General features: G+C 63.1%; 18 protein-coding genes. 12 read left to right on the top strand and 6 right to left on the bottom strand.

Annotation, left to right across the window (positions count from 1 at the left end):
- Window positions 1-7 precede the first annotated feature (7 nt).
- The 3 genes from NCS00_RS09665 to NCS00_RS09655 form a co-directional block, all read right to left on the bottom strand.
- The gene (locus NCS00_RS09665; protein WP_008341966.1) at window positions 8-793 is read right to left on the bottom strand and encodes an ATP-binding cassette domain-containing protein; all 786 of its coding nucleotides are present in this window, start codon (window positions 791-793) and stop codon (window positions 8-10) included.
- Between the two features lie 14 nt (window positions 794-807).
- Window positions 808-1974 (bottom strand): ABC transporter permease, encoded by a 1167-nt coding sequence (locus NCS00_RS09660; RefSeq protein WP_008341964.1) that lies wholly within the window; start codon window positions 1972-1974, stop codon window positions 808-810.
- 142 nt (window positions 1975-2116) lie between these two features.
- On the bottom strand, window positions 2117-3169 hold the full coding sequence (locus tag NCS00_RS09655; RefSeq protein ID WP_008341961.1) for a sugar ABC transporter substrate-binding protein: 1053 nt from the start codon (window positions 3167-3169) through the stop codon (window positions 2117-2119).
- Between the two features lie 200 nt (window positions 3170-3369).
- Between NCS00_RS09655 and NCS00_RS09650 the strand changes: the two genes are divergently transcribed.
- From NCS00_RS09650 to NCS00_RS09635, 4 genes are all read left to right on the top strand, one after another.
- Window positions 3370-4248 (top strand): MurR/RpiR family transcriptional regulator, encoded by an 879-nt coding sequence (locus NCS00_RS09650; protein WP_008341959.1) that lies wholly within the window; start codon window positions 3370-3372, stop codon window positions 4246-4248.
- Entirely contained in the window at window positions 4238-5242 is a 1005-nt protein-coding gene (iolG, locus tag NCS00_RS09645; RefSeq protein WP_008341957.1) for an inositol 2-dehydrogenase, read from the top strand. The genes NCS00_RS09650 and iolG overlap by 11 nt, the downstream gene beginning before the upstream one ends.
- Window positions 5239-6255 (top strand): Gfo/Idh/MocA family protein, encoded by a 1017-nt coding sequence (locus NCS00_RS09640; protein WP_250434921.1) that lies wholly within the window; start codon window positions 5239-5241, stop codon window positions 6253-6255. Before iolG ends, NCS00_RS09640 begins: the two co-directional genes overlap by 4 nt.
- Window positions 6256-6319: 64 nt before the next feature.
- Window positions 6320-6547, top strand: a complete 228-nt coding sequence (locus NCS00_RS09635) for a sulfurtransferase TusA family protein (RefSeq protein ID WP_008341954.1) — start codon at window positions 6320-6322, stop codon at window positions 6545-6547.
- Window positions 6548-6635: 88 nt separating this feature from the next.
- Here NCS00_RS09635 and galU read toward each other — a convergent pair whose 3' ends face one another.
- Entirely contained in the window at window positions 6636-7517 is an 882-nt protein-coding gene (gene galU, locus NCS00_RS09630) for a UTP--glucose-1-phosphate uridylyltransferase GalU (RefSeq protein WP_008341953.1), read from the bottom strand.
- 78 nt (window positions 7518-7595) lie between these two features.
- On the bottom strand, window positions 7596-10463 hold the full coding sequence (locus tag NCS00_RS09625) for a valine--tRNA ligase (RefSeq protein WP_008341952.1): 2868 nt from the start codon (window positions 10461-10463) through the stop codon (window positions 7596-7598).
- Window positions 10464-10678: 215 nt separating this feature from the next.
- Between NCS00_RS09625 and NCS00_RS09620 the strand changes: the two genes are divergently transcribed.
- The 6 genes from NCS00_RS09620 (at window position 10679) to NCS00_RS09595 (ending at window position 17954) form a co-directional block, all read left to right on the top strand.
- Complete coding sequence (locus NCS00_RS09620) at window positions 10679-11887, top strand: hypothetical protein (protein ID WP_250439980.1); 1209 nt, start codon at window positions 10679-10681, stop codon at window positions 11885-11887.
- Window positions 11888-11973: 86 nt separating this feature from the next.
- The gene (locus tag NCS00_RS09615; RefSeq protein ID WP_008341949.1) at window positions 11974-14340 is read left to right on the top strand and encodes a UvrD-helicase domain-containing protein; all 2367 of its coding nucleotides are present in this window, start codon (window positions 11974-11976) and stop codon (window positions 14338-14340) included.
- Window positions 14337-15095, top strand: coding sequence for a 5'-methylthioadenosine/adenosylhomocysteine nucleosidase (locus NCS00_RS09610; RefSeq protein ID WP_250439979.1), 759 nt, complete (start codon window positions 14337-14339; stop codon window positions 15093-15095). Before NCS00_RS09615 ends, NCS00_RS09610 begins: the two co-directional genes overlap by 4 nt.
- A gap of 131 nt (window positions 15096-15226) precedes the next feature.
- On the top strand, window positions 15227-15511 hold the full coding sequence (locus tag NCS00_RS09605; RefSeq protein ID WP_250439978.1) for a hypothetical protein: 285 nt from the start codon (window positions 15227-15229) through the stop codon (window positions 15509-15511).
- The gene (locus tag NCS00_RS09600; RefSeq protein WP_008341944.1) at window positions 15508-15966 is read left to right on the top strand and encodes a hypothetical protein; all 459 of its coding nucleotides are present in this window, start codon (window positions 15508-15510) and stop codon (window positions 15964-15966) included. The genes NCS00_RS09605 and NCS00_RS09600 overlap by 4 nt, the downstream gene beginning before the upstream one ends.
- 95 nt (window positions 15967-16061) lie before the next feature.
- Window positions 16062-17954, top strand: coding sequence for a propionate--CoA ligase (locus tag NCS00_RS09595; RefSeq protein WP_034473029.1), 1893 nt, complete (start codon window positions 16062-16064; stop codon window positions 17952-17954).
- 61 nt (window positions 17955-18015) lie between these two features.
- Here NCS00_RS09595 and NCS00_RS09590 read toward each other — a convergent pair whose 3' ends face one another.
- A complete protein-coding gene (locus NCS00_RS09590; protein ID WP_008341940.1) occupies window positions 18016-19290 on the bottom strand; it encodes an MFS transporter in 1275 nt (424 codons plus the stop codon).
- 344 nt (window positions 19291-19634) lie between these two features.
- On the opposite strand from NCS00_RS09590, the gene NCS00_RS09585 reads away from it, so the two are divergent.
- Both NCS00_RS09585 and NCS00_RS09580 read left to right on the top strand, forming a co-directional pair.
- Window positions 19635-21263 carry a methyl-accepting chemotaxis protein gene (locus tag NCS00_RS09585; RefSeq protein WP_008341939.1) on the top strand — a complete coding sequence of 543 codons (1629 nt, stop codon included), beginning with the start codon at window positions 19635-19637 and terminating at the stop codon, window positions 21261-21263.
- Between the two features lie 157 nt (window positions 21264-21420).
- Window positions 21421-21864 carry a hypothetical protein gene (locus NCS00_RS09580; RefSeq protein ID WP_250439977.1) on the top strand — a complete coding sequence of 148 codons (444 nt, stop codon included), beginning with the start codon at window positions 21421-21423 and terminating at the stop codon, window positions 21862-21864.
- Window positions 21865-21870 lie beyond the last annotated feature (6 nt).

Raw genomic sequence — 21870 nt, 5'->3', positions numbered from 1 at the left:
AATGTCCTCAGATCGTCGCGCCTTCGAGTTCGGTCATCATCTGCTGCATTTCTGCGCCGCCCGCCATCATGTCGAGCACTTCGTTCTTGCTGATGTTGTCCTTGGTGAACGTGCCCATCGAGCGGCCGCGATTGAGCAGCGTGAACGAATCGCCGATCGGATAGGCATGGTGAACGTTGTGCGTGATGAAGATCACCGAGATGCCTTTTTCGCGCGCCTTGTGGATGAGCTTCAACACATTGAAGCTCTGCTTCACGCCGAGCGCGGCGGTCGGTTCGTCGAGGATCAGCACGCGTGCGCCGAAGTGAATCGCGCGGGCAATCGCGAGACATTGCTTCTCGCCGCCGGACATCGTGCCGATCGGCTGATGCGGATCGCGCACATTGATGCCCATTTCGGCGAGCTTGGCGCGCGACGTTTCGGCGGCGAGGTCGAGGTCCATCACGCTGATGCCGAAGCGCTTCTTTTGCGGCTCGCGTCCCATGAAGAAGTTGCGCGCCACCGATAGCAACGGCACGAGCGCGAGATCCTGATACACGGTCGCGATACCGAGATCGAGCGCTTCTTTCGGCGAGTCGAAATGCACGGGGTTGCCATCGACGAGATAGTCGCCGGAAGAGGGCTGATGCACGCCTGCGAGCGTCTTGATGAGTGTCGATTTGCCGGCGCCGTTATCGCCGAGCAGACAATGCACTTCACCGCGTTTGAGCCGCAACGTGACGCCGTTCAGCGCGATCACCTTGCCGAAGAACTTGCTGACGTTTTCGAGCGCGAGGATGTTGTCGTCTTGCATGTTCGTTGCTCCTCTCATTGAGCCTGGGACACGCGGCGGCGCACGTAGTGATTGAAGAGCACGGCGATGAGCAGCATCACGCCAAGGAATACGCGGAACCAGTCCGAGCTCACGTTCGTATAAGTGATGCCGATCTGCACGACACCGAAGATCAGGGCACCGAAACATGCGCCGACGACCGATCCGTAACCGCCCGTCAGCAAGGTGCCGCCGATGACCGCCGCGATGATCGCTTCGAATTCCTTCTGCAAGCCGCGATCCGCCGCCGCCGAGCCGATATCGCACACTTGCAGCACGGCGAAGAGGCACGAGCAGAACGCGGTGAGCACGAAGAGCGATATCTTCACGCGCTTCACCGGCACGCCGACGTTCTTCGCGGCATTCGCATCGCCGCCGACCGCGAGAATCCAGTTGCCGTAGCGCGTCTTGGCGAGCACGAACGCGCCGACCGCCGCGAGCGCGAGCCACCAGATGATGACTTTCGGAATGCCCGGCACGAGCGGCTGGCCGCTGTCGAGCAGCTTGCCGATGCCCATGTGCGCGAGCCAGGTGAACAGGCCGTGAAACGCGACGCCATGAAAGAGCGTGTCGGCGATGGGATCGGCCTGGGCGAGATCGCCGACGCCCGAGATGATGGTGCGGTCCGCGAACATGATCGACAGCGCGAGCGTGAGGCCGCGCAGAATGAACAGGAACGCGAGCGTGACGATGAACGACGGCAGGCGCGTGCGCATGACGAGATAGCCATTCAATGCGCCGAGCAGCATCGACATGACGAACGCGAAGAGAATCGAAAGGGATAGCGGCCAATGAAAATAGACCGCCGGCAACGCGACCATCATGCCCGCGAAGCCGATCATCGAGCCGATGGACAAGTCGAACTCGCCCGCGATCATGAGCAGACACGCGCCGACCGCGAGCAGGCCGAGATAGGCGGCCACTTGCGACCAGTTCATCACGCCGTCGAGGTTGAACATGCCCGACGATCCCGCGCCGAAGCCGAACACGATGAAGACGAGCACGGTGCCGGAAATGGCCGCGAACTCCGGGCGATTCAGCAAATGACCGAACCACGACGTGTGGCGTACGCGCTCATCCGAGGGCTTGGCCTGGTCAGGTGTTTCAGCGTTGTCCTGCTGACGGTTCACGTGAGGAGGGTAGTGTTTGCCGGCTACGCCCATGATGGCTCCTTGAGACTCGATGTCGATGCGGTACCGATGCGCGCGTCGCCGCCGCGTCCGCGAACGGACGCAGCAAGGCGCGCTGAACGTCGATAAAAGCGGGCGGTGCGCGAAGCGCCGCCCGAATCAGGTCACGCCGGGATCAACGATATTGACCCGCGTACTTCACGACCTTGTCGAGATTTTCTTTGGTGATGAAACCCGGGCCCGAACGAATGTTCTTCGGTCCGTACGACGGCTGCAATCCGTAGGTTTCGAGGCGCGCCTTGAACTTCGGATTGGCTTCGAGAAGCTGACGGATCTTCGCCGGATCGGTCGTATGTTCCTTCTTCACGATCGCGAGCACGGCCACCGGGATATAGCCTTGCAGATACGGCTGCTGATCGATCGCGAACTTGATCGTGCCGTCCTTGATGGCCTTCGCGATGTCGTCCGAGAAGTCGAAAGTCACGAAATACACCTTGTTCTGCAGGCCCATTTGCGTGACGGCCTTGAGCGTCGCGGATGCGGGCGTCGGTCCGAGCGTGAGGATCGCGCCGGTGTCCGGATGATTGCGCAGATACGCCGATACCTTCGACTGAATCTCGGTCGGGTCTTGTCCCGAATCGATCGTCGATGCCTTGTAGTCGATGCCGAGTGCGTCCGCGAAGCCCTTGCAGCGATCGAACGACACCGTGTTCGTCGCGATGTGATTCACGCAGACGAACGACTTCACGCCCGCGGCCTTCGCCTTCTCGCCGGCCGCCTTGCCCGCCACATATTCCGGCTGGCCGACGTGCATGATCGCGCCCAGTTGCGCGCTCTGTTCCTCGGTGCCCGAGTTGATCGTGACGAGCGGAATCTTCTTCGCCGTGACCTTGTTGATGGCGCTCTTCAGCACATCGAAGTCGGCGATGGTCGTGATGACGCCATCGTAGTTGCGCGCGGCGGCCTGCTCGATCAGGCGCGACATGTCCGCGATATCGCCGTTCGGCGGATTGCGGTAGTCCGTCTGCACGTTGAAGTCTTCGTCGGCCTGCTTGATCGCGTTCTTGATGGTGTTCCACCAGGAATCCGAGTCCGGCGCGTGGCTGATCAGCACGAACTTCGCGTCGGGCGCCGCGTGTGCGGGACTCGCCGCCATCATCGATGCGCTGCACAACGCAGCAGCAGCCACCAGCGCGCGCAGTGCGGCCCGACCGTTGCAAATGGTCATTGTCTCCACCTATCTCGGTTGTTGTTTGGTGTGATGTTTCGCGAGCCGACCCTTCGATGTGCCGTGCTCAGGACCAAGAGTAGGTCAGTTTTCGGTGGCCTGCAATAGAAATTTCATTGGTGCGGCAAATGGAAAATACATTCCAATTTGCTTGCCGTGTTCCTATAATCGGTTCACGACGAACATCGAAAGAGCATGTGATGGATGAAACCAGCACCGACGTGCAAAGCGTCGACGAACTGATGCAGCGGATCACCGACGCCTACGACTCGCTGCCGCGCCAGTTGAAGAGCGTCGCGACGTATATCGAGCAGCATCGGCCAAGCGTGATGATGGATCGCACGAGCGATATCGCCAACGCGTGCGGCGTGCATGCGTCGGCGGTCGTGCGGTTTGCGCAGCGCTTCGGTTTCTCCGGTTTCTCCGACTTGCAGGCCGTGTTCCGGCAGGCGTACACGGGCGCGGGCGGTTCGCAGCAGACGTATCAGCAGCGCATACGCAAGCTCATCGACGAGAAGGCGGGCGATGCGTCCGGCGTGTCGGTCGCGCGCGAGTTCATCGCGGCGAGCCGCACGGGTCTCGACGAGCTCGAGGCCGGTCTCGACGACGCGCAGTTCGAAGCCGCCGTCGAGATGCTTTCGCAGGCGGAGAACATCTACGTGATCGGCGTGCGCCGGTCGTTCGCGGTCGCGAGCTACATCGTCTATGCATTGCAGCACACGAAGAAGCGCGTGCATTTGATCTCGGGCTTCGGCGGCATGTTTCGCGAACAGGTGCGCAGCGTGAAGAAGGGAGACGTGGTGATCGCGATCAGCTTCGCGCCCTACGGCAAGGAGACGCAATATTGCGTGCGCGCCGCGCAGCATCACGGCGCGGCGACGCTCGTCATCACCGATAGCCAGCTTTCGCCGCTCGCGCGTCACGCGAGCGCGAGTCTGTTCGTGAAGGAGGGCAGCGCGTTCGCGTTTCGCTCGCTCACGAGCACCATTTGCCTGTGCCAGGCGTTGTTCATCGCGCTCGCGTACCGGCTCGAGTTGAACGTTGAGGAATCCAAGGAGACAGGTGGCTATGACGATTGATGTGGCGGTGTTTGGGGCGGGGCGCATCGGCAAGATTCACGCGGCCAATCTCGCGCGGCAACCGGGCGTGCGTCTGAAATACGTCGTCGATGTGAATCGCGACGCGGCCGCCGCGCTCGCGAAAGCGCATGGCGCGACCGTCGCCGATGTCGATGGCGCGATGGGCGATGCCTCCGTCGGCGCGACCGTCGTGTGTTCGAGCACGGATACGCACGCGGATCTGATTCTGGCGTCGGCGGCGCAGAAGAAGCATGTGTTCTGCGAGAAGCCCGTCGATCTCACGACCGAGCGTGCGCGCGCGTGCGCCGATGCTGTCGAGAAGGCGGGCGTCGTCTGCATGATCGGCTTTCAGCGTCGCTTCGATCCGACGTTCTCGGCGTTGAAGGCGCGTATCGACGCGGGCGAGATCGGCGATCCGGAAATGCTGATCGTGACGAGCCGCGATCCGGGCGCGCCGCCGGTCGAGTACATCTTGCATTCGGGCGGCATCTTCAAGGACATGCTGATTCACGACTTCGACATCTTCCGCTGGATTCTCGACGACGAAGCCGACACGCTGCACGCGACGGGCAGTTGCTTGAGCGATGCGGCCATCGCCGAAGCGGGCGATATCGATTCGACCGCGGTCACGATCCGCACGAAGCGCGGGCGTCTGTGCCAGATCAATACGGCGCGGCGCGCGGCGTATGGCTACGATCAGCGCTTCGAGCTGCTCGGCAGCGCGGGCATGCTGCAGGCTGGCAATGTGCGGCCGACGGAAGTCACCGCGTACACGTCGGCGTCGGTGTCGAGCGACAAGCCCGAGGCGTTCTTTCTCGAACGTTATCGCGCGGCGTATGCGGCGGAAATCGCGCATTTCTTCGATGCGGTCAGCAACGGCAAACCGGTGCGAACCACCGTCGCCGATGGCCTGAAGGCGCTCGAACTCGCCGAAGCGGCGACCTTGTCGTGGCGCGAGAAGCGCATCGTCAAGCTCGGGGAGAACGTCGCATGAGCGCGGTGCGCTTCGGTATCGCCGGACTGGGGCGGCTCGGGCGCCGGCATGCGGAGAATCTCGCGTGGCGCGTGCCGGGCGCGAAACTCGTCGCGGCGTGCAGTCCGGTTGTGGACGAGCGCGAGTGGGCTTCGTCGAGTCTTCCCGAGTTGTCGCTTTATGCGGATTACGATGAACTGCTCGCCGATGCCTCCGTCGATGCCGTGTGGCTCGTCACGCCGACGTCGCTGCATGCGCGGCAGATCATCGCCGCGTTGCGCGCGGGCAAGCATGTGTTCTGCGAGAAACCGCTGTCGCTCGATCTCGCCGAATGCGACGCGGTGATCGAAGAGCACGCGCGGCATCCGCATCTGCAAGTGATGATCGGCTTCGTGCGGCGCTTCGATGCGAGCTATCGCGATGCGTTCGATCGCGTCGCGAGCGGCGCGATCGGCCGGCCGTTCATGGTGCGCTCGCAGACCTGCGACAAGAACGATCCCGATGGCTTCTTCGTGCGATTCGCGCCGACATCGGGCGGGCTGTTTCTCGATTGCAGCGTGCACGACATCGATCTTGCGCGCTGGCTGCTCGGCAATCCGCGCGCGAAACGCGTGTATGCGAGCGGAACCATCGCGATTCACGAAGGCTTGCGCGAGTGCAATGACATCGACAATGGCGTGGGCACGATCGAGTTCGATGACGGACGGCTCGCGGTGCTGTATGCGTCGCGGACGATGGCGCATGGGCACGACACGCAGACGGAAGTGATCGGCACGGCGGGCGCGCTGTCGGTGGGACGCAATCCGCGGGCGAATCGCGTGGAAATCGCGGATGCGCAGGGCGTGCGCAATGCCTGCACGCCGACGTTCTTCGAGCGCTTCGAGGATGCGTTTTTGCGCGAGGCGCAGGCGTTCGTCGGGTTGCTTCGGCAAGGGCAGCCGACGGGGCTGACGCTCGACGATGCAAGAGAGGCGACGCGCATTGGTATTGCGATGCGGCAGGCTTATGAGAGTGGGCGGGCGGTGGAGTTTTGACCTCTGCGTTAAAATCGAACCTTCACGAGCGCTCCCCTCACCGGCAAACAAAGGTTCAATCGCGATGGAAGTTCACAAGGAAGTCGACGCGCGCGGGCTCAACTGCCCGTTGCCGATTTTGCGGGCAAAGAAGGCGCTCGCCGACATGACGAGCGGTCAGATTTTGAAAGTGCTCGCGACCGATCCCGGATCGCAACGCGATTTCGCGGCCTTCGCGAAGCAGACCGGCAACGAGATCGTCGAATCGACCGCACAGGACAAGACGTTCATCTTCCTGATGCGCCGGCGTTGAAGCCAACGAACGCACAAGCAAACGCCCAAAAGCAAAATGCCCGTCACGCAGGTGACGGGCATTTTTTTCATCCGATCCGGCCAGAAAGTCAGTCTTCGAGAATCGGCGCGCGATTGCGCAGATATTCCTCGAATTCCTGCTTCACTTCCGGATGACGCAGCGCGAACTCGACCGTCGCCTTCAGATAGCCGAGCTTGCTGCCGCAATCGAAGCGCGTGCCCTGATACTTGTACGCGAGCACTTGCTCATCCGACAGCAGCGATTGAATCGCGTCCGTCAGTTGCAGTTCTCCGCCCGCGCCCGGCTTCAGCGCGCGAATGTGATCGAAGATGCGCGGCTTCAGCACGTACCGGCCGACTACGCCCAGGTTCGACGGCGCCACGGCGGGTTCCGGCTTTTCGACGATTCCCGACAGCTTGAAGATGTTGTCTTCCCATTCCTTGCCGTCGATGATGCCGTAGGACTTCGAATCCTCCGGCGGGATTTCTTCGACGCCGATCACCGAGCTGTGATAGTGATCGAAGACTTCGATCATCTGCGACATGACGGGCGGCTTGCCGTACAGCAAGTCGTCCGCGAGGATCACGGCGAACGGATTGTCGCCGACGAGCTTCTCCGCGCAGAGCACAGCGTGGCCGAGACCGAGCGCTTCGGCCTGACGCACGTAGAAGCAGTCGACATGGCTCGGCTTGATGCTGCGCACGAGTTCGAGCAGCTTGTCCTTGCCGCGCGCTTCGAGTTCCGCTTCGATCTCATAGGACTTGTCGAAGTGATCTTCGATGGCGCGCTTGCTGCGTCCCGTCACGAAGATCATTTCGGTAATGCCGGCCGCCATTGCTTCTTCGACCGCGTACTGAATCAGCGGCTTGTCGACGACAGGCAGCATTTCCTTCGGGCTGGCCTTGGTCGCGGGAAGGAACCGCGTGCCCAGACCTGCGACGGGGAAAACCGCTTTGGTAACTTTTAGCATGTGATGACCCTGATCCTCTTAATCAATGAAACGTCGAGACAGACGGAGCGGATCGATAAATGATTCGAACCCTCAAATTCAAGCAGGCAGACGCAATAATTGGGCCTGAAGCTTCTCGATAGTGGTTCCGTATTCTGCCAGCCTTTTACGCTCCTGTTCAACGACAGCGGCCGGCGCTTTTGAAACAAAGCTTTCGTTTCCGAGTTTCGCGTTACATTTTGCGATCTCGGCCGTCAGACGGTCCACTTCCTTGGTCAGGCGCTCGCGTTCCGCGGCGATATCGATTTCGACTTTCAACACGAGCTTGCTCGTGCCGACGATCGCGACGGGCGCGCCATGAGCTTCCTTGTCGAGGGCGGCTTCGTCGTCGATGATCTTCACTTCGGAAAGACGCGCGAGGGCAGCGATATACGGTGCGAACGCGGTGAGGCGCGCCGCGTCGCCGTGCGCGAGCAACGGCACCTTCACCGCGGGCGACAGATTCATTTCGCCACGTAGATTACGACATGCATCGATGACACTCTTCAGTTCGGCAGCCCACTGTTCTGACGATTCATCGATCTTTTTCTGCTCGGCGCGCGGATAAGGCTGCGTCATGATCGAGACTTCGCCTTCCTTCGCGCCTTGCGGGAAGGCGTCGGTGAGAGGGGCAACCTTCTGCCACAACGCTTCCGTGATGAAAGGAATGATCGGATGCGCGAGGCGCAGCACCGTTTCGAGCACACGCAAGAGCGTGCGACGCGTCGCCCTCTGCTGCTCGGGCGTGCCGGTCTGGATCTGCACCTTCGCGAGTTCGAGATACCAGTCGCAGTACTCGTCCCACACGAATTTGTAGATCGCGCTCGCGACGTTGTCGAAACGATAGTCCGCGAAACCCTTTTCCACTTCGGCTTCCACGCGCTGAAGCAGCGACACGATCCAGCGATCCGCCTGCGAGTAATCCGTGTAGCCGCCAGGGCCGCAATCGCCTGGCTTGCACGCGCCCGGATTCGCAAAACCGCAATCGTGGCCCTCGCAGTTCATCAGCACGAAACGCGTGGCGTTCCAGAGCTTGTTGCAGAAGTTGCGATAACCCTCGCAGCGCGCGAGATCGAAGTTCACGTTGCGGCCGAGGGTGGCCATCGAGGCCATCGTGAAGCGCAGCGCGTCGGTGCCGAACGACGGAATGCCTTCGGGGAATTCCTTGCGCGTCTTCTTCTCGATCTGCGCGGCGGCCTTCGGATTCATGAGGCCGGTCGTGCGCTTGGCGACGAGCGATTCGAGGTCGATGCCATCGACGATATCGATCGGGTCGAGCGTGTTGCCCTTGCTCTTCGACATCTTCTGGCCTTCGGCGTCGCGCACGAGTCCGTGCACATAGACGGTGTCGAACGGCACCTTGCCGGTGAAATGCGTGGTCATCATCACCATTCTGGCGACCCAGAAGAAGATGATGTCGAAGCCTGTCACGAGCACCGACGACGGCAGGAACGCCTTCAATTCCTTCGTCTCGTTCGGCCAGCCGAGCGACGAAAACGGCACGAGCGCGGACGAGAACCAGGTGTCGAGCACGTCTTCATCGCGCTTGAGTGCGCCTTTGTAGCCTTGCGCGTCGGCTTCGGCGCGGGCTTCTTCTTCGGTCTTCGCGACGAAAATCTCGCCGTTCTCGCCGTACCACGCGGGAATCTGATGGCCCCACCACAACTGGCGCGAAATGCACCAGTCCTGGATGTTTTCGAGCCACTGATAGTAGGTGGTCGTCCAGTTCTCCGGCACGAACTTGATCTGGCCGTTGCGCACGACATCGAGCGACGTTTCCGTGATCGACTTGCCCGGATTGAAGGTGCCTTCGGGCGCCGGCTTGCTCATCGCGACGAACCACTGGTCCGTCAGCATCGGTTCGATGACCACGTTGGTGCGGTCGCCGCGCGGCACCATCAGCTTGTGCGGCTTGACGGATTCGAGCAGGCCGAGCGCTTCGAGATCTTTCACGACGGCTTTGCGCGCGTCGAAGCGATCCATGCCGCGATATTTTTCAGGCGCGTTGTCGTTGATCTTCGCGTCGAGCGTGAGAATTTCGATCTGCGGCAGCTTGTGGCGCTGGCCGACGGCGTAGTCGTTGAAGTCGTGCGCGGGCGTGACTTTGACGACGCCGGTGCCGAATTCGCGATCGACGTATTCATCGGCGATGATCGGGATTTCGCGATCGCATAGCGGCAACGTCACCGTCTTGCCGATCAGATGCTGATAACGCTCGTCTTCCGGATGCACCATCACGGCGGTGTCGCCCAGCATGGTTTCCGGGCGCGTGGTCGCGACCGTCAGATGACCGGAACCGTCCGGCAGCGGATAGTTGATGTGCCACAGGCTGCCGTTTTCTTCTTCGCTCACGACTTCGAGATCGGACACGGCGGTGCCGAGCACCGGGTCCCAGTTCACGAGCCGCTTGCCGCGATAGATCAGCCCTTGTTTATAGAGCGTGACGAACACGTCGCGCACGGCGGCCGACATCTTGTCGTCCATCGTGAAGTATTCGCGCGACCAGTCGATCGATGCGCCCAGACGCCGAACCTGATTCGTGATGGTCGAGCCGGATTGCTGCTTCCACGCCCAGACGCGCTTCAGAAACTCTTCGCGGCCGAGGTCATGGCGCGAGATGCCTTGCGCATCGAGCTGGCGTTCGACGACGATCTGCGTCGCGATGCCCGCGTGGTCCGTGCCCGGCACCCACAGCGTGTTTTCGCCCAGCATGCGGTGATAGCGCGTCAGGCCATCCATGATGGTCTGGTTGAACGCGTGCCCCATGTGCAGCGTGCCGGTGACGTTCGGCGGCGGCAACTGGATGGAGAAATTCTTCGCGCCTTCCTTGAACGTGGGAGCGGCGTATCCGCGCTTTTCCCATTCCGGTCCCCATTGGGACTCGATGTTTTGAGGCTCGAAGCTTTTTGCCAGTGTGTTGTCGCTCATGTCGTCGTTCGTCTAGATCTGAAAGCAGGGAATCCGTCAATTATAGCGGTGCCCACGTGGCCTACTCGTACGGTGCCCGAGTGCCCCGTAAGAGCGATATCTGGAAGTAATTGTCAAAAGCGCGCTCTGTCCCTGTATCGCAAAAAGCCATGGTTCTACGCTGGCGGATTCGCACGCGTGCATCCGGCACGAGTGGCGCAAGAGAAAGGGGCGAGATGACCACAGATCAGGAGTGTCAGAAGGTTAGCGTCGCGGGCATGGTCCGCTTGCAGACCTTGGCAGTGTTGAATAGTTGCGGCTATATCGACGATAAAACGGCCCTGCGGGTGCTAGAGTCGATGGACCAGATGTCGGAGATCGACCTGCGCTTCGATTCCGCGCGCGCGATGCTCGACTGGCTCATTCAAGAGCGTTTCCTGGATGAGCAAGCGGCGGAAGCGGCGGCGGTCCGTTTCGTGGAAACGCTGGAGACGGACAAGGCGCCCGAGGACTTGTTGCAGTACGAGTCGGTCGTCGGGCAGATCGACCCGCGTTTCCGGGCGCCATTCGCGGCGTTCGCCGCGCGCACGCGCAAGAAGGTGAAACGTCGCATGATCGGGTATGCATCGGCGTTTTGCGTGATCTTCGCGGCGGTCGGGGCCTACACCCTCTGGTCGGCAAGCACGCCATCCTGCGCGGCAAGCAGCACGAAGGACGCGCTGTTCCGGATCGGCGTCCAATCGAAGACCGATCTCGCCACGAAACGTCCGGGCCTGTCGCTGAACGATGACCGCGATTTGACGCCACGATTTTCGGATTTCCAGGAAGTGGGCTACGACGATGGCGACAGATCGCGCGGTTGCACAGCGGTCATCAAAGCGGGGGAGGCGACGAGCCCCATAGGCTACGTGATCCGGCCCAGGGAAAAGAATGGTGAGTTCGAAGTGCATACCTATCCGTACGAATACGTGGCCGCGCGCTACAACGAGGCCGGGCTGAACAAGGCGCTGGGCGCCCCGCTCGGCCGCGACGCGATTCGCGCAGCGGTCATCGCGGGAATCAAGGGAATCGACGATCGCGTGGGCAGACGGTCGCCGTCGTATCACAAACCGGTGTACGGGGAAGATGTGCCGAGAACGATGGAAGCGAGGGTCATCGGCGTGCTTCCGGCAGCGGATTGCCGCAGGATCGACGACCATTCCTACGCATGTCCGGTTTTGGTCGACTATAAGGACAATCTGTTGAGCGTTATCGGTGCGATGCCATACGTGCAGCTCAAGGGCGAATTCGTGTTCGAGCGGGATCGGGACGCCTGGAAAGTGGCGAATGGCTTCGATGACAAATTTCTGAACACGCTTGTGAACGGACGTGTGCGAAATACGCTAGGCGCGGACGCGGCCCAGAAAATGCAACAATCCATGGAAAGTAGGCCGTCTGCGCCGTAATCGAGTGTCGGCTGCGACGGGCGACGCGGAAAGTCGTCGAAGAACCGGACATTTATAATGCTCGCTTACCTCGACGCCTCTTTCCCATGCCCGACCTGCTCGCGAATCTGAATCCCGAACAACTCGCCGCCGTGACGCTCCCGGACGAGCCCGCTCTCATTCTCGCGGGCGCCGGCAGCGGCAAGACGCGCGTGCTCATCACGCGCATCGCGTGGCTGATCCAGCAGGGCTACGCGTCGCCGCCGACCGTGCTCGCCGTCACCTTCACGAACAAGGCCGCGCGCGAGATGATGGCGCGCCTGTCCGCGCTGCTGCCCATCGATACGCGCGGCATGTGGATCGGCACGTTTCACGGCTTGTGCAACCGCATGCTGCGCGCGCATTACCGCGACGCCGGCCTGCCGCAGACATTCCAGATTCTCGACACGGCCGACCAGCTGTCCGCGATCAAGCGGCTGATGAAAGGCCTGAACGTCGACGACGAGAAGTATCCGGCGAAGAATCTGCAGTACTTCATCAACAACGCGAAGGAACAGGGTCTGCGTCCGAAAGACGTCGACGCCACCGATGCGTTCAATCGCAAGTTCGTCGAGCTTTACGAAGCCTACGATCAGCAATGCCAGCGCGAAGGCGTCGTCGATTTTCCCGAGCTGCTGCTGCGCTGTTATGAACTCCTCGCGCACAATCCGCCGCTGCGCGCGCATTATCAGGCGCGCTTTCGCAACATTCTCGTCGACGAGTTTCAGGACACGAACAAGCTGCAGTATGCGTGGCTCAAGCTGCTCGCGGGCGAGCACAACGCGATCTTCGCGGTCGGCGACGACGACCAGTCGATCTACGCGTTCCGCGGCGCGAACGTCGGCAACATGCACGATTTCGAGCGCGAATTCCGCGTGCGCAATCTCATCAAGCTGGAGCAGAACTATCGCTCGCACGGCCATATTCTCGATACCGCGAACTATCTGATCGCCAACAACGCCAACCGGCTCGGCAAGAATCTGCGCACCGACGCGGGACACGGCGAGCCGGTGCGCGTCTACGAGGCCGCAACGGATTCGCAGGAAGCGGGCTGGATCGTCGAGGAAATCAAGGCGCTCATCAATACGGGCGTGTCGCGCGGCGAGGTCGCGGTGCTTTACCGCAGCAACGCGCAGTCGCGGACCATCGAACATACGCTCGTGAACGCGGGCATTCCGTATCGCGTGTATGGCGGTCTGCGCTTCTTCGAGCGGCAGGAAGTGAAGCATGCGCTCGCCTATTTGCGTCTCATCGACAATCCGAACGACGACACCGCCTTCGCGCGCGTCGTCAATTTCCCGACGCGCGGGATCGGTGCGCGCTCCATCGAGCAAGTGGCCGACGCGGCGCGTCTCTACAACTGTTCGATGGCCGCCGCCGTGCCGTACGTCACCGGCAAGGCGGGCACGAGCCTCGGCGCATTCGCGACGCTCATCGCGAAAATGCGCGCCGAAACGCAGCAGATGAGCCTGCCGGAAACCGTCGAATACGTCGTGCGCGCGAGCGGTCTGGCCGCGTTCTACGAAACCGAGCGCGAGGGCCAGGATCGGCTCGAGAACTTGCAGGAACTCGTGAATGCGGCGGCGGCGTTCGTCAGCGAGGAAGGCTACGGGCTCGATACGCCCGCGCGCTCCATTCCGCTGCGTCCGGGCGCGTCGGCGTTGCCGGAGATCGTCAGCGAGGACGGCGAGATCGAAGTGCTCGATGCGCCCGGCATCGCCGATCCCGCGCAGAATCCCGACACGATGACGCCGCTCGCCGGTTTCCTGTCGCACGCATCGCTCGAAGCCGGCGACAACCAGGCGCAGGCCGGCCAGGACGCCGTGCAACTGATGACCGTGCACGCGGCCAAGGGCCTCGAATTCACGGCGGTGTTCATCACCGGGCTGGAAGAGGGCTTGTTCCCGCACGAGAACAGCGCGCAGGAATCGGACGGGCTGGAGGAAGAGCGGCGTCTCATGTACGTGGCGATCACGCGCGCGAAAGAGCGGCTTTATCTGTCGTTCGCGCAGAGCCGCATGCTGCACGGCCAGACGCGCTACAACATCCGTTCGCGTTTCTTCGACGAATTGCCCGAAGGCTCGCTCAAGTGGCTCACGCCGAAGATGGAGGCGGGCGCGCGCTGGGGCGGACGCGCCGACAACGCCGGCTGGGGCCGCGACTGGTTTGCGCGTCCCGGACAGGAGCGCGGCGGTTCTTCCGGCTATGCGCGGGATCAGGGCGCCAGCGCGGCATTGCCGTCGTTCGCCAACGAGCAGCGCGCGGCGGAATCCGGCTTCAAGGTCGGCCAGGCCGTGTTCCATACGAAGTTCGGCGAAGGCACCGTGACCGCGCTGGAAGGCTCGGGCGGCGACGCGCGCGCGCAAGTGCGCTTCAAGCGCCACGGCGAAAAGTGGCTCGCGCTGGCCGTGGCGAAACTGCAGGCCGTCGAATGAAGACGAAGCGGCTCGGCATCATGGCGGCGCTGCCGCAGGAACTGGGCGACCTCATCGCGCAGATGCGCTCGGCAGGCGAAGTTCGCACCGTGACGCTCGGCCAGCGCGAGTATTACGTCGGCGACGCGCATGGGCTGCCGGCCGTCGTCACGCTCGCGCGCATCGGCAAGGTGGCGGCGGCCGCGACCGCGAGCGCGCTCATCCATGTGTTCGAAACCGATGCCATCGTTTTCACAGGCGTCGCGGGCGGCGTGCGCACGGACGTGCAAGTGGGCGATGTCGTCATCGCCGATGCTTTGCTGCAGCATGATCTCGACGCATCGCCGCTCTTTCCGCGCTACGAAGTGCCGCTGCTCGACCGCGCGCGCTTCGGCGCCGATCGCGCGCTTTCCGATGCGCTCGCCGCCGCCGCCGATGCGTTCATCGCCGACGAGGGCGGTACGCTGACGGAGCGCTTCGCCGTCGCCGGGCCGCGCGTGCATCGCGGGCTGATCGTGAGCGGCGATCGCTTCATCGCGGGCCACGACGCGCTCTTCGGCTTGCGCGACGCGCTGCCCGACGCGCTCGCGGTCGAAATGGAAGGCGCGGCCATCGCGCAGGTCTGCTACGAGCACGGCGTGCCGTGCGCGGTCGTGCGGACCATTTCCGATGCAGCGGACGCCGCCGCGCCGCTATCGTTCACCGAATTTCTGACGTCGATCGCCGCGACTTACTCGTCGGGCATTTTGTCGCGCTTTCTCCGCGCTGCCGGCTGATCGAGCGCCGAATCCCACGCGGACGCGGCTTTCCGGGGGCCGCGCATCGTCGAAAATCCTGCTTGTAGTTGAGAATGATTCTCAATACAATGACTCGCACACCGTGAGGCAGACACAGGAGGCCCGACGACATGACCAACGATTTCACCGCCATCGGCACGATGGGCGAAGCGCGCCCGGCGTCCGAAAGCGGCGAGCGGGGCGAGCGTTGCGCTGTTTCGGCGAACGCCGCGAGAGTGCTCGAAACCACGCGCCGCGCGTGGACGGAGGCGACGGCGCAGGCGGCGCAGGCGGCGCAGGAATCGGCTCGCCGCGCGCCACGCGCCACGCAGCCCAAGAAACGCGTGGTGCCGCGGCGTTCCCGCTGGCCGTCGCTCGTCGCCGCGCTCAACTACTGGAGTCCGAAACCGCTGTGAACGCCGCCGACCTTGCACCGAAATCCATCGAACTCGACGAGCGTCTTTTCGACGCGAGCCGATTCCCGCTCGTGCGCCTGCGTCCGCGCGCCGTGAAACCGGGCTATGCGTTCGCATGGGGCGCGCAGATGCGCCGTCTCGTGTCCCTCGCGACGCCTTTCGTTCTCGTGGCCGAGCACGACGCAAACGAAACCGCCGACGACGCCCGTCTGCGCGCCGCGTGGATGCGCACGCATCGCGCGATGCTGGCCGCGTACTGCCGCGGCCTGATCCTGATCGAACCGCGCATCGAGGCGCGCGCGAGCACGCGAGAAACGCTGCGCGCATTGACGGACGGATGCGGCGTACGAACGGTCGTCGTGTCGAGCATGCGCGTCGCGGGCGAGCTTGCGCCGGTGCTGCTCAAGCACACCGCGTCCGAGGGCCGCGCCGCAGCGCGAACCCGGGCGCTCTGACGCGCCGGGCCGATCAGGGCGCGCCCGGTCTGGCGCGGGTTGGACGGCTGCTCTATGCTCAGGGCTCAGCCAACGCCGCTTTGCAGAGGACGCGCATGCCGACTTACCGAGAAGCGTATCGACGGTCGATCGACGAGCCCGAAGCGTTCTGGGCCGAACAGGCCCGTCGCATTCACTGGCAGACGCCGTTCGAGCGGGTGCTCGACCGCAGCAAGCCGCCGTTCGCGCGGTGGTTCGTCGGCGGCAAGACCAATCTGTGCCATAACGCCGTCGATCGGCATCTCGCGTCGCGTGCGCAACAGGACGCGCTCGTCTACGTATCGACGGAAACGGGCATCGAGCGCCGCTACACCTACGCCGAGCTGCACGCGGAAGTGAACCGCATGGCCGCCGTCATGCGCTCGCTGCACGTGAAGAAGGGCGATCGCGTGCTCATCTATCTGCCGATGATTCCCGAAGCGCTCTTCGCGATGCTCGCGTGCGCGCGCATCGGCGCGATCCACTCGGTCGTGTTCGGCGGCTTCGCGGCGCCGAATCTCGCGGCGCGCATCGACGATGCCGAGCCTGCGCTCATCGTCACCGCCGATGCCGGCGCGCGCGCGGGCAAGGTGATCGACTACACGCCGCTCGTCGACGAAGCGCTCTCGCGCGCCGAATACAAGGTGCCGCAAGTGCTCTTGATCGACCGGCAACTCGCGCCCGAGCGCTTGCAGGCGAGTTATCTCGTCGCGTACGAACCGCTGCGCGAGCAATTTTTCGACGCGCACGTGCCGTGCGAATGGCTCGAATCGAACGAGCCGTCGTACGTGCTCTACACGTCCGGCACGACGGGCAGGCCGAAGGGCGTGCAGCGCGATGTCGGCGGTTACGCGGTGGCGCTCGCCGCATCGATGGAGCACATCTTTCAGGGCGCGCCGGGCGACACGATGTTCACCGCATCGGACATCGGCTGGGTCGTGGGGCACAGCTACATCATTTATGCGCCGCTGATCGCCGGCCTCACGACCGTGATGTACGAAGGCACGCCGATTCGTCCCGACGGCGGCATCTGGTGGCGGCTCGTCCAGCAGTACAAGATCAATCTGATGTTCACCGCGCCGACCGCGATCCGCGTGCTGAAGAAGCAGGATCCGGCGCTGATGGAGAAATACGATCTGTCGAGCCTGCGCACGCTGTTTCTCGCGGGCGAGCCGCTCGACGAGCCGACTGCGCACTGGATCCAGAGCGCGTTGAAAAAGCCCGTCATCGACAATTACTGGCAGACGGAAACCGGCTGGCCGATGATCGCGATTCCGCGCGGCATCGAAGAATTGCCGTCGAAGCTCGGCTCGCCGGGCGTACCGTCGATGGGCTTCAATCTCACGCTGCGCAACGAAGCGACCGGCGATGCCTGCGCGCCCGGCGAGAAGGGCGTCGTCACGCTGGCGTATCCGCTGCCGCCGGGCTGCATGCAGACGGTGTGGCGCGACGACCAGCGCTTCGTCGACACGTACTGGAAGAGCGTGCCGAATCAGATGGTCTATTCGACCTTCGACTGGGGTGTGCAGGACGAGGACGGCTACGTGTCGATCCTCGGCCGCACCGACGATGTCATCAACGTGGCGGGGCATCGGCTCGGCACGCGCGAGATCGAAGAGGCGTTGTCGGCGCATCCGGCGGTCGCGGAGGTCGCGGTGGTCGGCATCGCCGATTCCGTGAAGGGGCAGGCGGCCGCGGCGTTCGTCGTGCTGCGCGATGCCGATCGCATCAATGCGCCGGGCGCGCGCGAGGGCATGGAAGCGGAGTTGTGTCACGCGGTGGATTCGCAGCTCGGCGCGATCGCGCGTCCGGCGCGCGTGCATTTCGTGACGATGCTGCCGAAGACGCGTTCGGGGAAGCTGCTGCGACGCGCGATCGCGGCGTTGGCGGAAGGGCGCGATCCGGGCGAGCTGCCGACGATCGAGGATCCGGGCGCGTTGATGCAGGTGAGGGAGGCGTTGGGAAACTGAGCGCCCAAAACACAACGGGCACGCGGTCCGGCGTGCCCGTTGTGATCGTCATCGCGTGCGCTCAGGCCTTCGCCTTCCCCTCATGCGTCTTCGGCAACAACACCGTCAACACGCCCAGCAACGGCAGGAACGCGCAAACCTTGTACACATAATCGATGCTGGTCGCATCCGCGAGATGCCCGAGCACCGCCGCGCCCACGCCGCCCATGCCGAACGCGAATCCGAAGAACAAGCCCGCGACCATCCCGACCTTGCCCGGAATCAGTTCCTGCGCATACACGAGAATCGCCGAGAACGCCGATGCCAGCACGAGCCCGATGATCACCGACAGCACGCCCGTCCAGAACAGGTTCGCGTAAGGCATCAAGAGCGTGAACGGCGCGACGCCGAGAATCGACACCCAGATCACCGCCTTGCGCCCGACCTTGTCGCCGACCGGACCGCCGATGATCGTGCCCGCCGCCACCGCCGCGAGGAACACGAACAGATGGATCTGCGCGGCCTGCACCGAGATGCCGAACTTGCTGATCAGATAGAACGTGAAGTAACTCGTGATGCTCGCCAGATAGAAGTACTTCGAGAACACGAGCAGCACGAGCACGCTCATCGCCATGACGACCTTGTTGCGCGGCAGCGTCGCGTGCGCGGTCTGCGCGCGGCCCTTCTTCGTCGCCGGATGACGCTTGTACCAGCGGCCGATATTCGCCAGCACGAACATCGCGACGAGCGCGGCCACCGAGAACCACGCGATGCTCTTTTGCCCGTGCGGGATGACGATCAGCGCGGCGAGCAAGGGACCCAACGACGAACCCGCGTTGCCGCCGACCTGAAAGAGCGACTGCGCGAGACCGTGCTTGCCGCCCGACGCCATGCGCGCCACCCGCGACGATTCCGGATGAAACACCGACGATCCGCAGCCGACCAGCGCCGCCGCGATCAAGAGCGTGCCGAAGCTGCCCGCGACCGACATCAGCAAGAGACCCGACAGCGTGAAGCCCATGCCGACCGGAAGCGAATACGGCTTCGGATGCTTGTCCGTGTACAGGCCGACGAGCGGTTGCAGCAGCGAAGCCGTCACCTGATACACGAGCGTGATGAGGCCGATCTGTCCGAACGTGAGCGCGAATTCGCTCTTGAACATCGGATAGATCGCCAGAATCAGCGACTGGATCATGTCGTTCAAAAGGTGCGAAAAGCTGATCGCGCCCAGAACGGAATAAACGGTGCGTTGCGCGCCCGCTGATGTCGCGGCGGAAGCGTTTGCAGAAGCGTTGGCGGAAGCGCCGGCCGATGCGCCGGAAGGCGACAAAGCGCCCTTGTCGATGCTCGTTTGCATAGTGATGGCTTGTGAAAGCAGGAAAGCGTCTCGGAATCGATCTTTTGTCAGTGCGACATTTATGCGCAGACTGAATTTCTGACAAGTGTAGGCTGTCCCCGACGCGTTGTCCTGCCAAGCTTTGTCGCGAATCGGACAGGATCGGCAGCGAATCAAGCTGCGATTTCGTCGCACGCAAGGTTTTTTGGCCGGTTATAAGAAGCGACGGCGGAGCGAACGAACGTGCGCTCCTGCTAAAAAAAGGCTCAAGAAAGCCCGCAAACCTGCCGTATTCCCGGCAGGGATCAGACCAGGACACGCCTCACGACGGCCAAGTCCAAAGAACAAATTCGGGGATTCGATCGATGAAACTGTTTTCGCTACGCGGCGCAAAAGACGCGGGCTTCATGGCGCATGACGAAGCGAAGCGCACGCTATCAGTCAAGGCATCGCTCAGGCTGGCTTTCGGACTCGTGCTCGCGGGCACGCTCGTCATCGGCGCAATTTCGCTCACGCAGATCAGCCGTCTGAACGGCGCGACCGAATCCATCTACACGCAAGGCTACGTCGCGAGCCGCGCGGCCGAGGAAACGCGCGGCTATCTGCTGCGCGCGAGCCGGTCGCAGAAGATGCTGCTCACCGCGAGCACGGCGAAAGAGCGCGACGATCTCGGCGCGCAGATCGAGCAATCGCTCGCCGAAATCGGACGTGAACAGGCGCAGCTCGCGCAATACATCGATCACGCCGACAAGGACGCGCTCGCGCAGCAAAAGAACTTCTCGATCGCGCTCGGCAAGTGGGCCGAGAATCTGCGGACGTTCGTGAAGCTCGTGAAGGAGCAACCGCTCGATCTCTCGCAGATGAACTGGCAAGTCGGCATGCAGGACGTGTCGCTGCTCGTCGAAACGGGCAAGCTCGAAAAGATGGTCGATGAACTCGTCGCGCGCCGCGGCGCCGCAGCCAAGGCGACGATCGAATCCGCCGCGTTCATCTTCCATTCGTCGTTCGTGATGGTGTCGGTGCTGACGCTCGCGTTGTTCGCGCTCGCGATCGTCGTCTCCGAATGGGTCGTGCGGCGTCTCGCCGGCCAGCTCGGCGGCGAGCCCGGTTATGCGAAGGACATCGCGCGTCGCATCGCATCGGGCGATCTCGCGTATCCGGTCAAGCTCAAGCGTCGCGACGACGCGTCGATGCTTCACGCGCTCTCCGAAATGCAGGCGGGGCTGTCGTCGACCGTCGGCGATATCGCGGCGAGCGCGGAGGCGATCGCTTCGGCATCGAGCGAGATTTCAACGGGCAACGTCGACTTGTCGCGCCGTACCGAGGAGCAGGCCGTCGCGCTGGAAAAAACCGCGGCCAGCATGGAGCAGCTCACGTCGACGGTGCGTCAGAACGCCGACAATGCGAAGCAGGCGAGCACGCTCGCGGCGAGCGCGTCGGAGATCGCGGAGAAGGGCGGCGCGGTCGTGGGCCGCGTCGTCGAAACGATGCAGCGCATCGATGCGAGCGCGAAGAGCATCGGCGACATCATCGGCGTGATCGAGGGCATCGCGTTCCAGACCAACATCCTCGCGCTGAACGCGGCGGTCGAAGCGGCGCGCGCGGGCGAGCAGGGACGCGGCTTCGCGGTCGTCGCGGGCGAGGTGCGCAGTCTCGCGCAGCGTTCGTCGTCGGCGGCGAAGGAGATCAAAGGGCTCATCGATACATCGGTGTCGCGCGTGTCGGACGGCTCGACCTACGCGCAGGAAGCGGGCGCCACGATGGAGGAAGTCGTCAAGGCCGTGCGCCGCGTGACGGACATCATGGGCGAGATCTCGGCGGCATCAGCGGAGCAGAAGACGGGCATCGAGTCGATCGGCGAGGCCGTCACGAAGATGGACGCGAACACGCAGCAGAACGCCGCGCTCGTCGAACAGGCGGCGGCCGCCGCGCAATCGCTCGACGATCAGGCGCGCGCGCTCAAGTCGCTCGTCGGAAAATTCCAGTTGGCCTGACGCAAGGCTTGAGGATAGAATCGCGGACGGGCGCGGCAGGGCGCCCGGTCTCGCGAAAGTCTTACGCACCTGCCGTGCAGCACCTCAACTTTGGATCGAACCGCAACGTCGAACCTTTATAGCCGCAGCGAGAACGGCGCAACAAAGGAACAACGTCATGTGGTCTACATCCTGTCCGATCTCTTCTTCCGTTTCCAATAGCGACTATCTGCGCGAACATGCGCGGCGTCTGCTTCGTCACGCCCGCGACGGCGATACGAGCGCGTCGATGCCCGTTCTGCGCCGCCTGCTCGCGACGAACGTCACGCGCGCGAAACGCCTCGCCGATCTGCACGCGATGCGCGACGATCTGCAACTGAAGCATCTGCTTGCGATGCTCGCCGTCGAACTCGGCTACCCAGGCTGGGACGCGTGCAAATCCCACATCGACGAACAGCCGGACGCGGCGATCGACCGCTATCGGCTCGACGCAGGCGCGTTCAACGACTACGAGAAGAACTGGTTTGCGAACGAATCGGAAGCACGCGAATGGCAGCGCGCGCACGGCGGCTATATCGTGCGATACGGCGAGCAGGCCGTGGCGATTCTGAAGCGGGAATAAGGCGGA

Origin of the sequence: Caballeronia sp. AZ1_KS37 (assembly GCF_023631165.1) — a bacterium.
Taxonomy (GTDB): domain Bacteria; phylum Pseudomonadota; class Gammaproteobacteria; order Burkholderiales; family Burkholderiaceae; genus Caballeronia; species Caballeronia zhejiangensis.
Note: the sequence above shows the minus strand (reverse complement) of the source record. Positions and strands in the feature narration are given on the sequence as shown.

Bases quoted from the DNA above. Each gene is read 5' to 3' on its own strand.
- NCS00_RS09665 (WP_008341966.1), bottom strand. From the start codon at position 793: ATGCAAGACGACAACATCCTCGCGCTCGAAAACGTCAGCAAGTTCTTC.
- NCS00_RS09660 (WP_008341964.1), bottom strand. From the start codon at position 1,974: ATGGGCGTAGCCGGCAAACACTACCCTCCTCACGTGAACCGTCAGCAG.
- NCS00_RS09655 (WP_008341961.1), bottom strand. From the start codon at position 3,169: ATGACCATTTGCAACGGTCGGGCCGCACTGCGCGCGCTGGTGGCTGCT.
- NCS00_RS09650 (WP_008341959.1), top strand. From the start codon at position 3,370: ATGGATGAAACCAGCACCGACGTGCAAAGCGTCGACGAACTGATGCAG.
- iolG (WP_008341957.1), top strand. From the start codon at position 4,238: ATGACGATTGATGTGGCGGTGTTTGGGGCGGGGCGCATCGGCAAGATT.
- NCS00_RS09640 (WP_250434921.1), top strand. From the start codon at position 5,239: ATGAGCGCGGTGCGCTTCGGTATCGCCGGACTGGGGCGGCTCGGGCGC.
- NCS00_RS09635 (WP_008341954.1), top strand. From the start codon at position 6,320: ATGGAAGTTCACAAGGAAGTCGACGCGCGCGGGCTCAACTGCCCGTTG.
- galU (WP_008341953.1), bottom strand. From the start codon at position 7,517: ATGCTAAAAGTTACCAAAGCGGTTTTCCCCGTCGCAGGTCTGGGCACG.
- NCS00_RS09625 (WP_008341952.1), bottom strand. From the start codon at position 10,463: ATGAGCGACAACACACTGGCAAAAAGCTTCGAGCCTCAAAACATCGAG.
- NCS00_RS09620 (WP_250439980.1), top strand. From the start codon at position 10,679: ATGACCACAGATCAGGAGTGTCAGAAGGTTAGCGTCGCGGGCATGGTC.
- NCS00_RS09615 (WP_008341949.1), top strand. From the start codon at position 11,974: ATGCCCGACCTGCTCGCGAATCTGAATCCCGAACAACTCGCCGCCGTG.
- NCS00_RS09610 (WP_250439979.1), top strand. From the start codon at position 14,337: ATGAAGACGAAGCGGCTCGGCATCATGGCGGCGCTGCCGCAGGAACTG.
- NCS00_RS09605 (WP_250439978.1), top strand. From the start codon at position 15,227: ATGACCAACGATTTCACCGCCATCGGCACGATGGGCGAAGCGCGCCCG.
- NCS00_RS09595 (WP_034473029.1), top strand. From the start codon at position 16,062: ATGCCGACTTACCGAGAAGCGTATCGACGGTCGATCGACGAGCCCGAA.
- NCS00_RS09590 (WP_008341940.1), bottom strand. From the start codon at position 19,290: ATGCAAACGAGCATCGACAAGGGCGCTTTGTCGCCTTCCGGCGCATCG.
- NCS00_RS09585 (WP_008341939.1), top strand. From the start codon at position 19,635: ATGAAACTGTTTTCGCTACGCGGCGCAAAAGACGCGGGCTTCATGGCG.
- NCS00_RS09580 (WP_250439977.1), top strand. From the start codon at position 21,421: ATGTGGTCTACATCCTGTCCGATCTCTTCTTCCGTTTCCAATAGCGAC.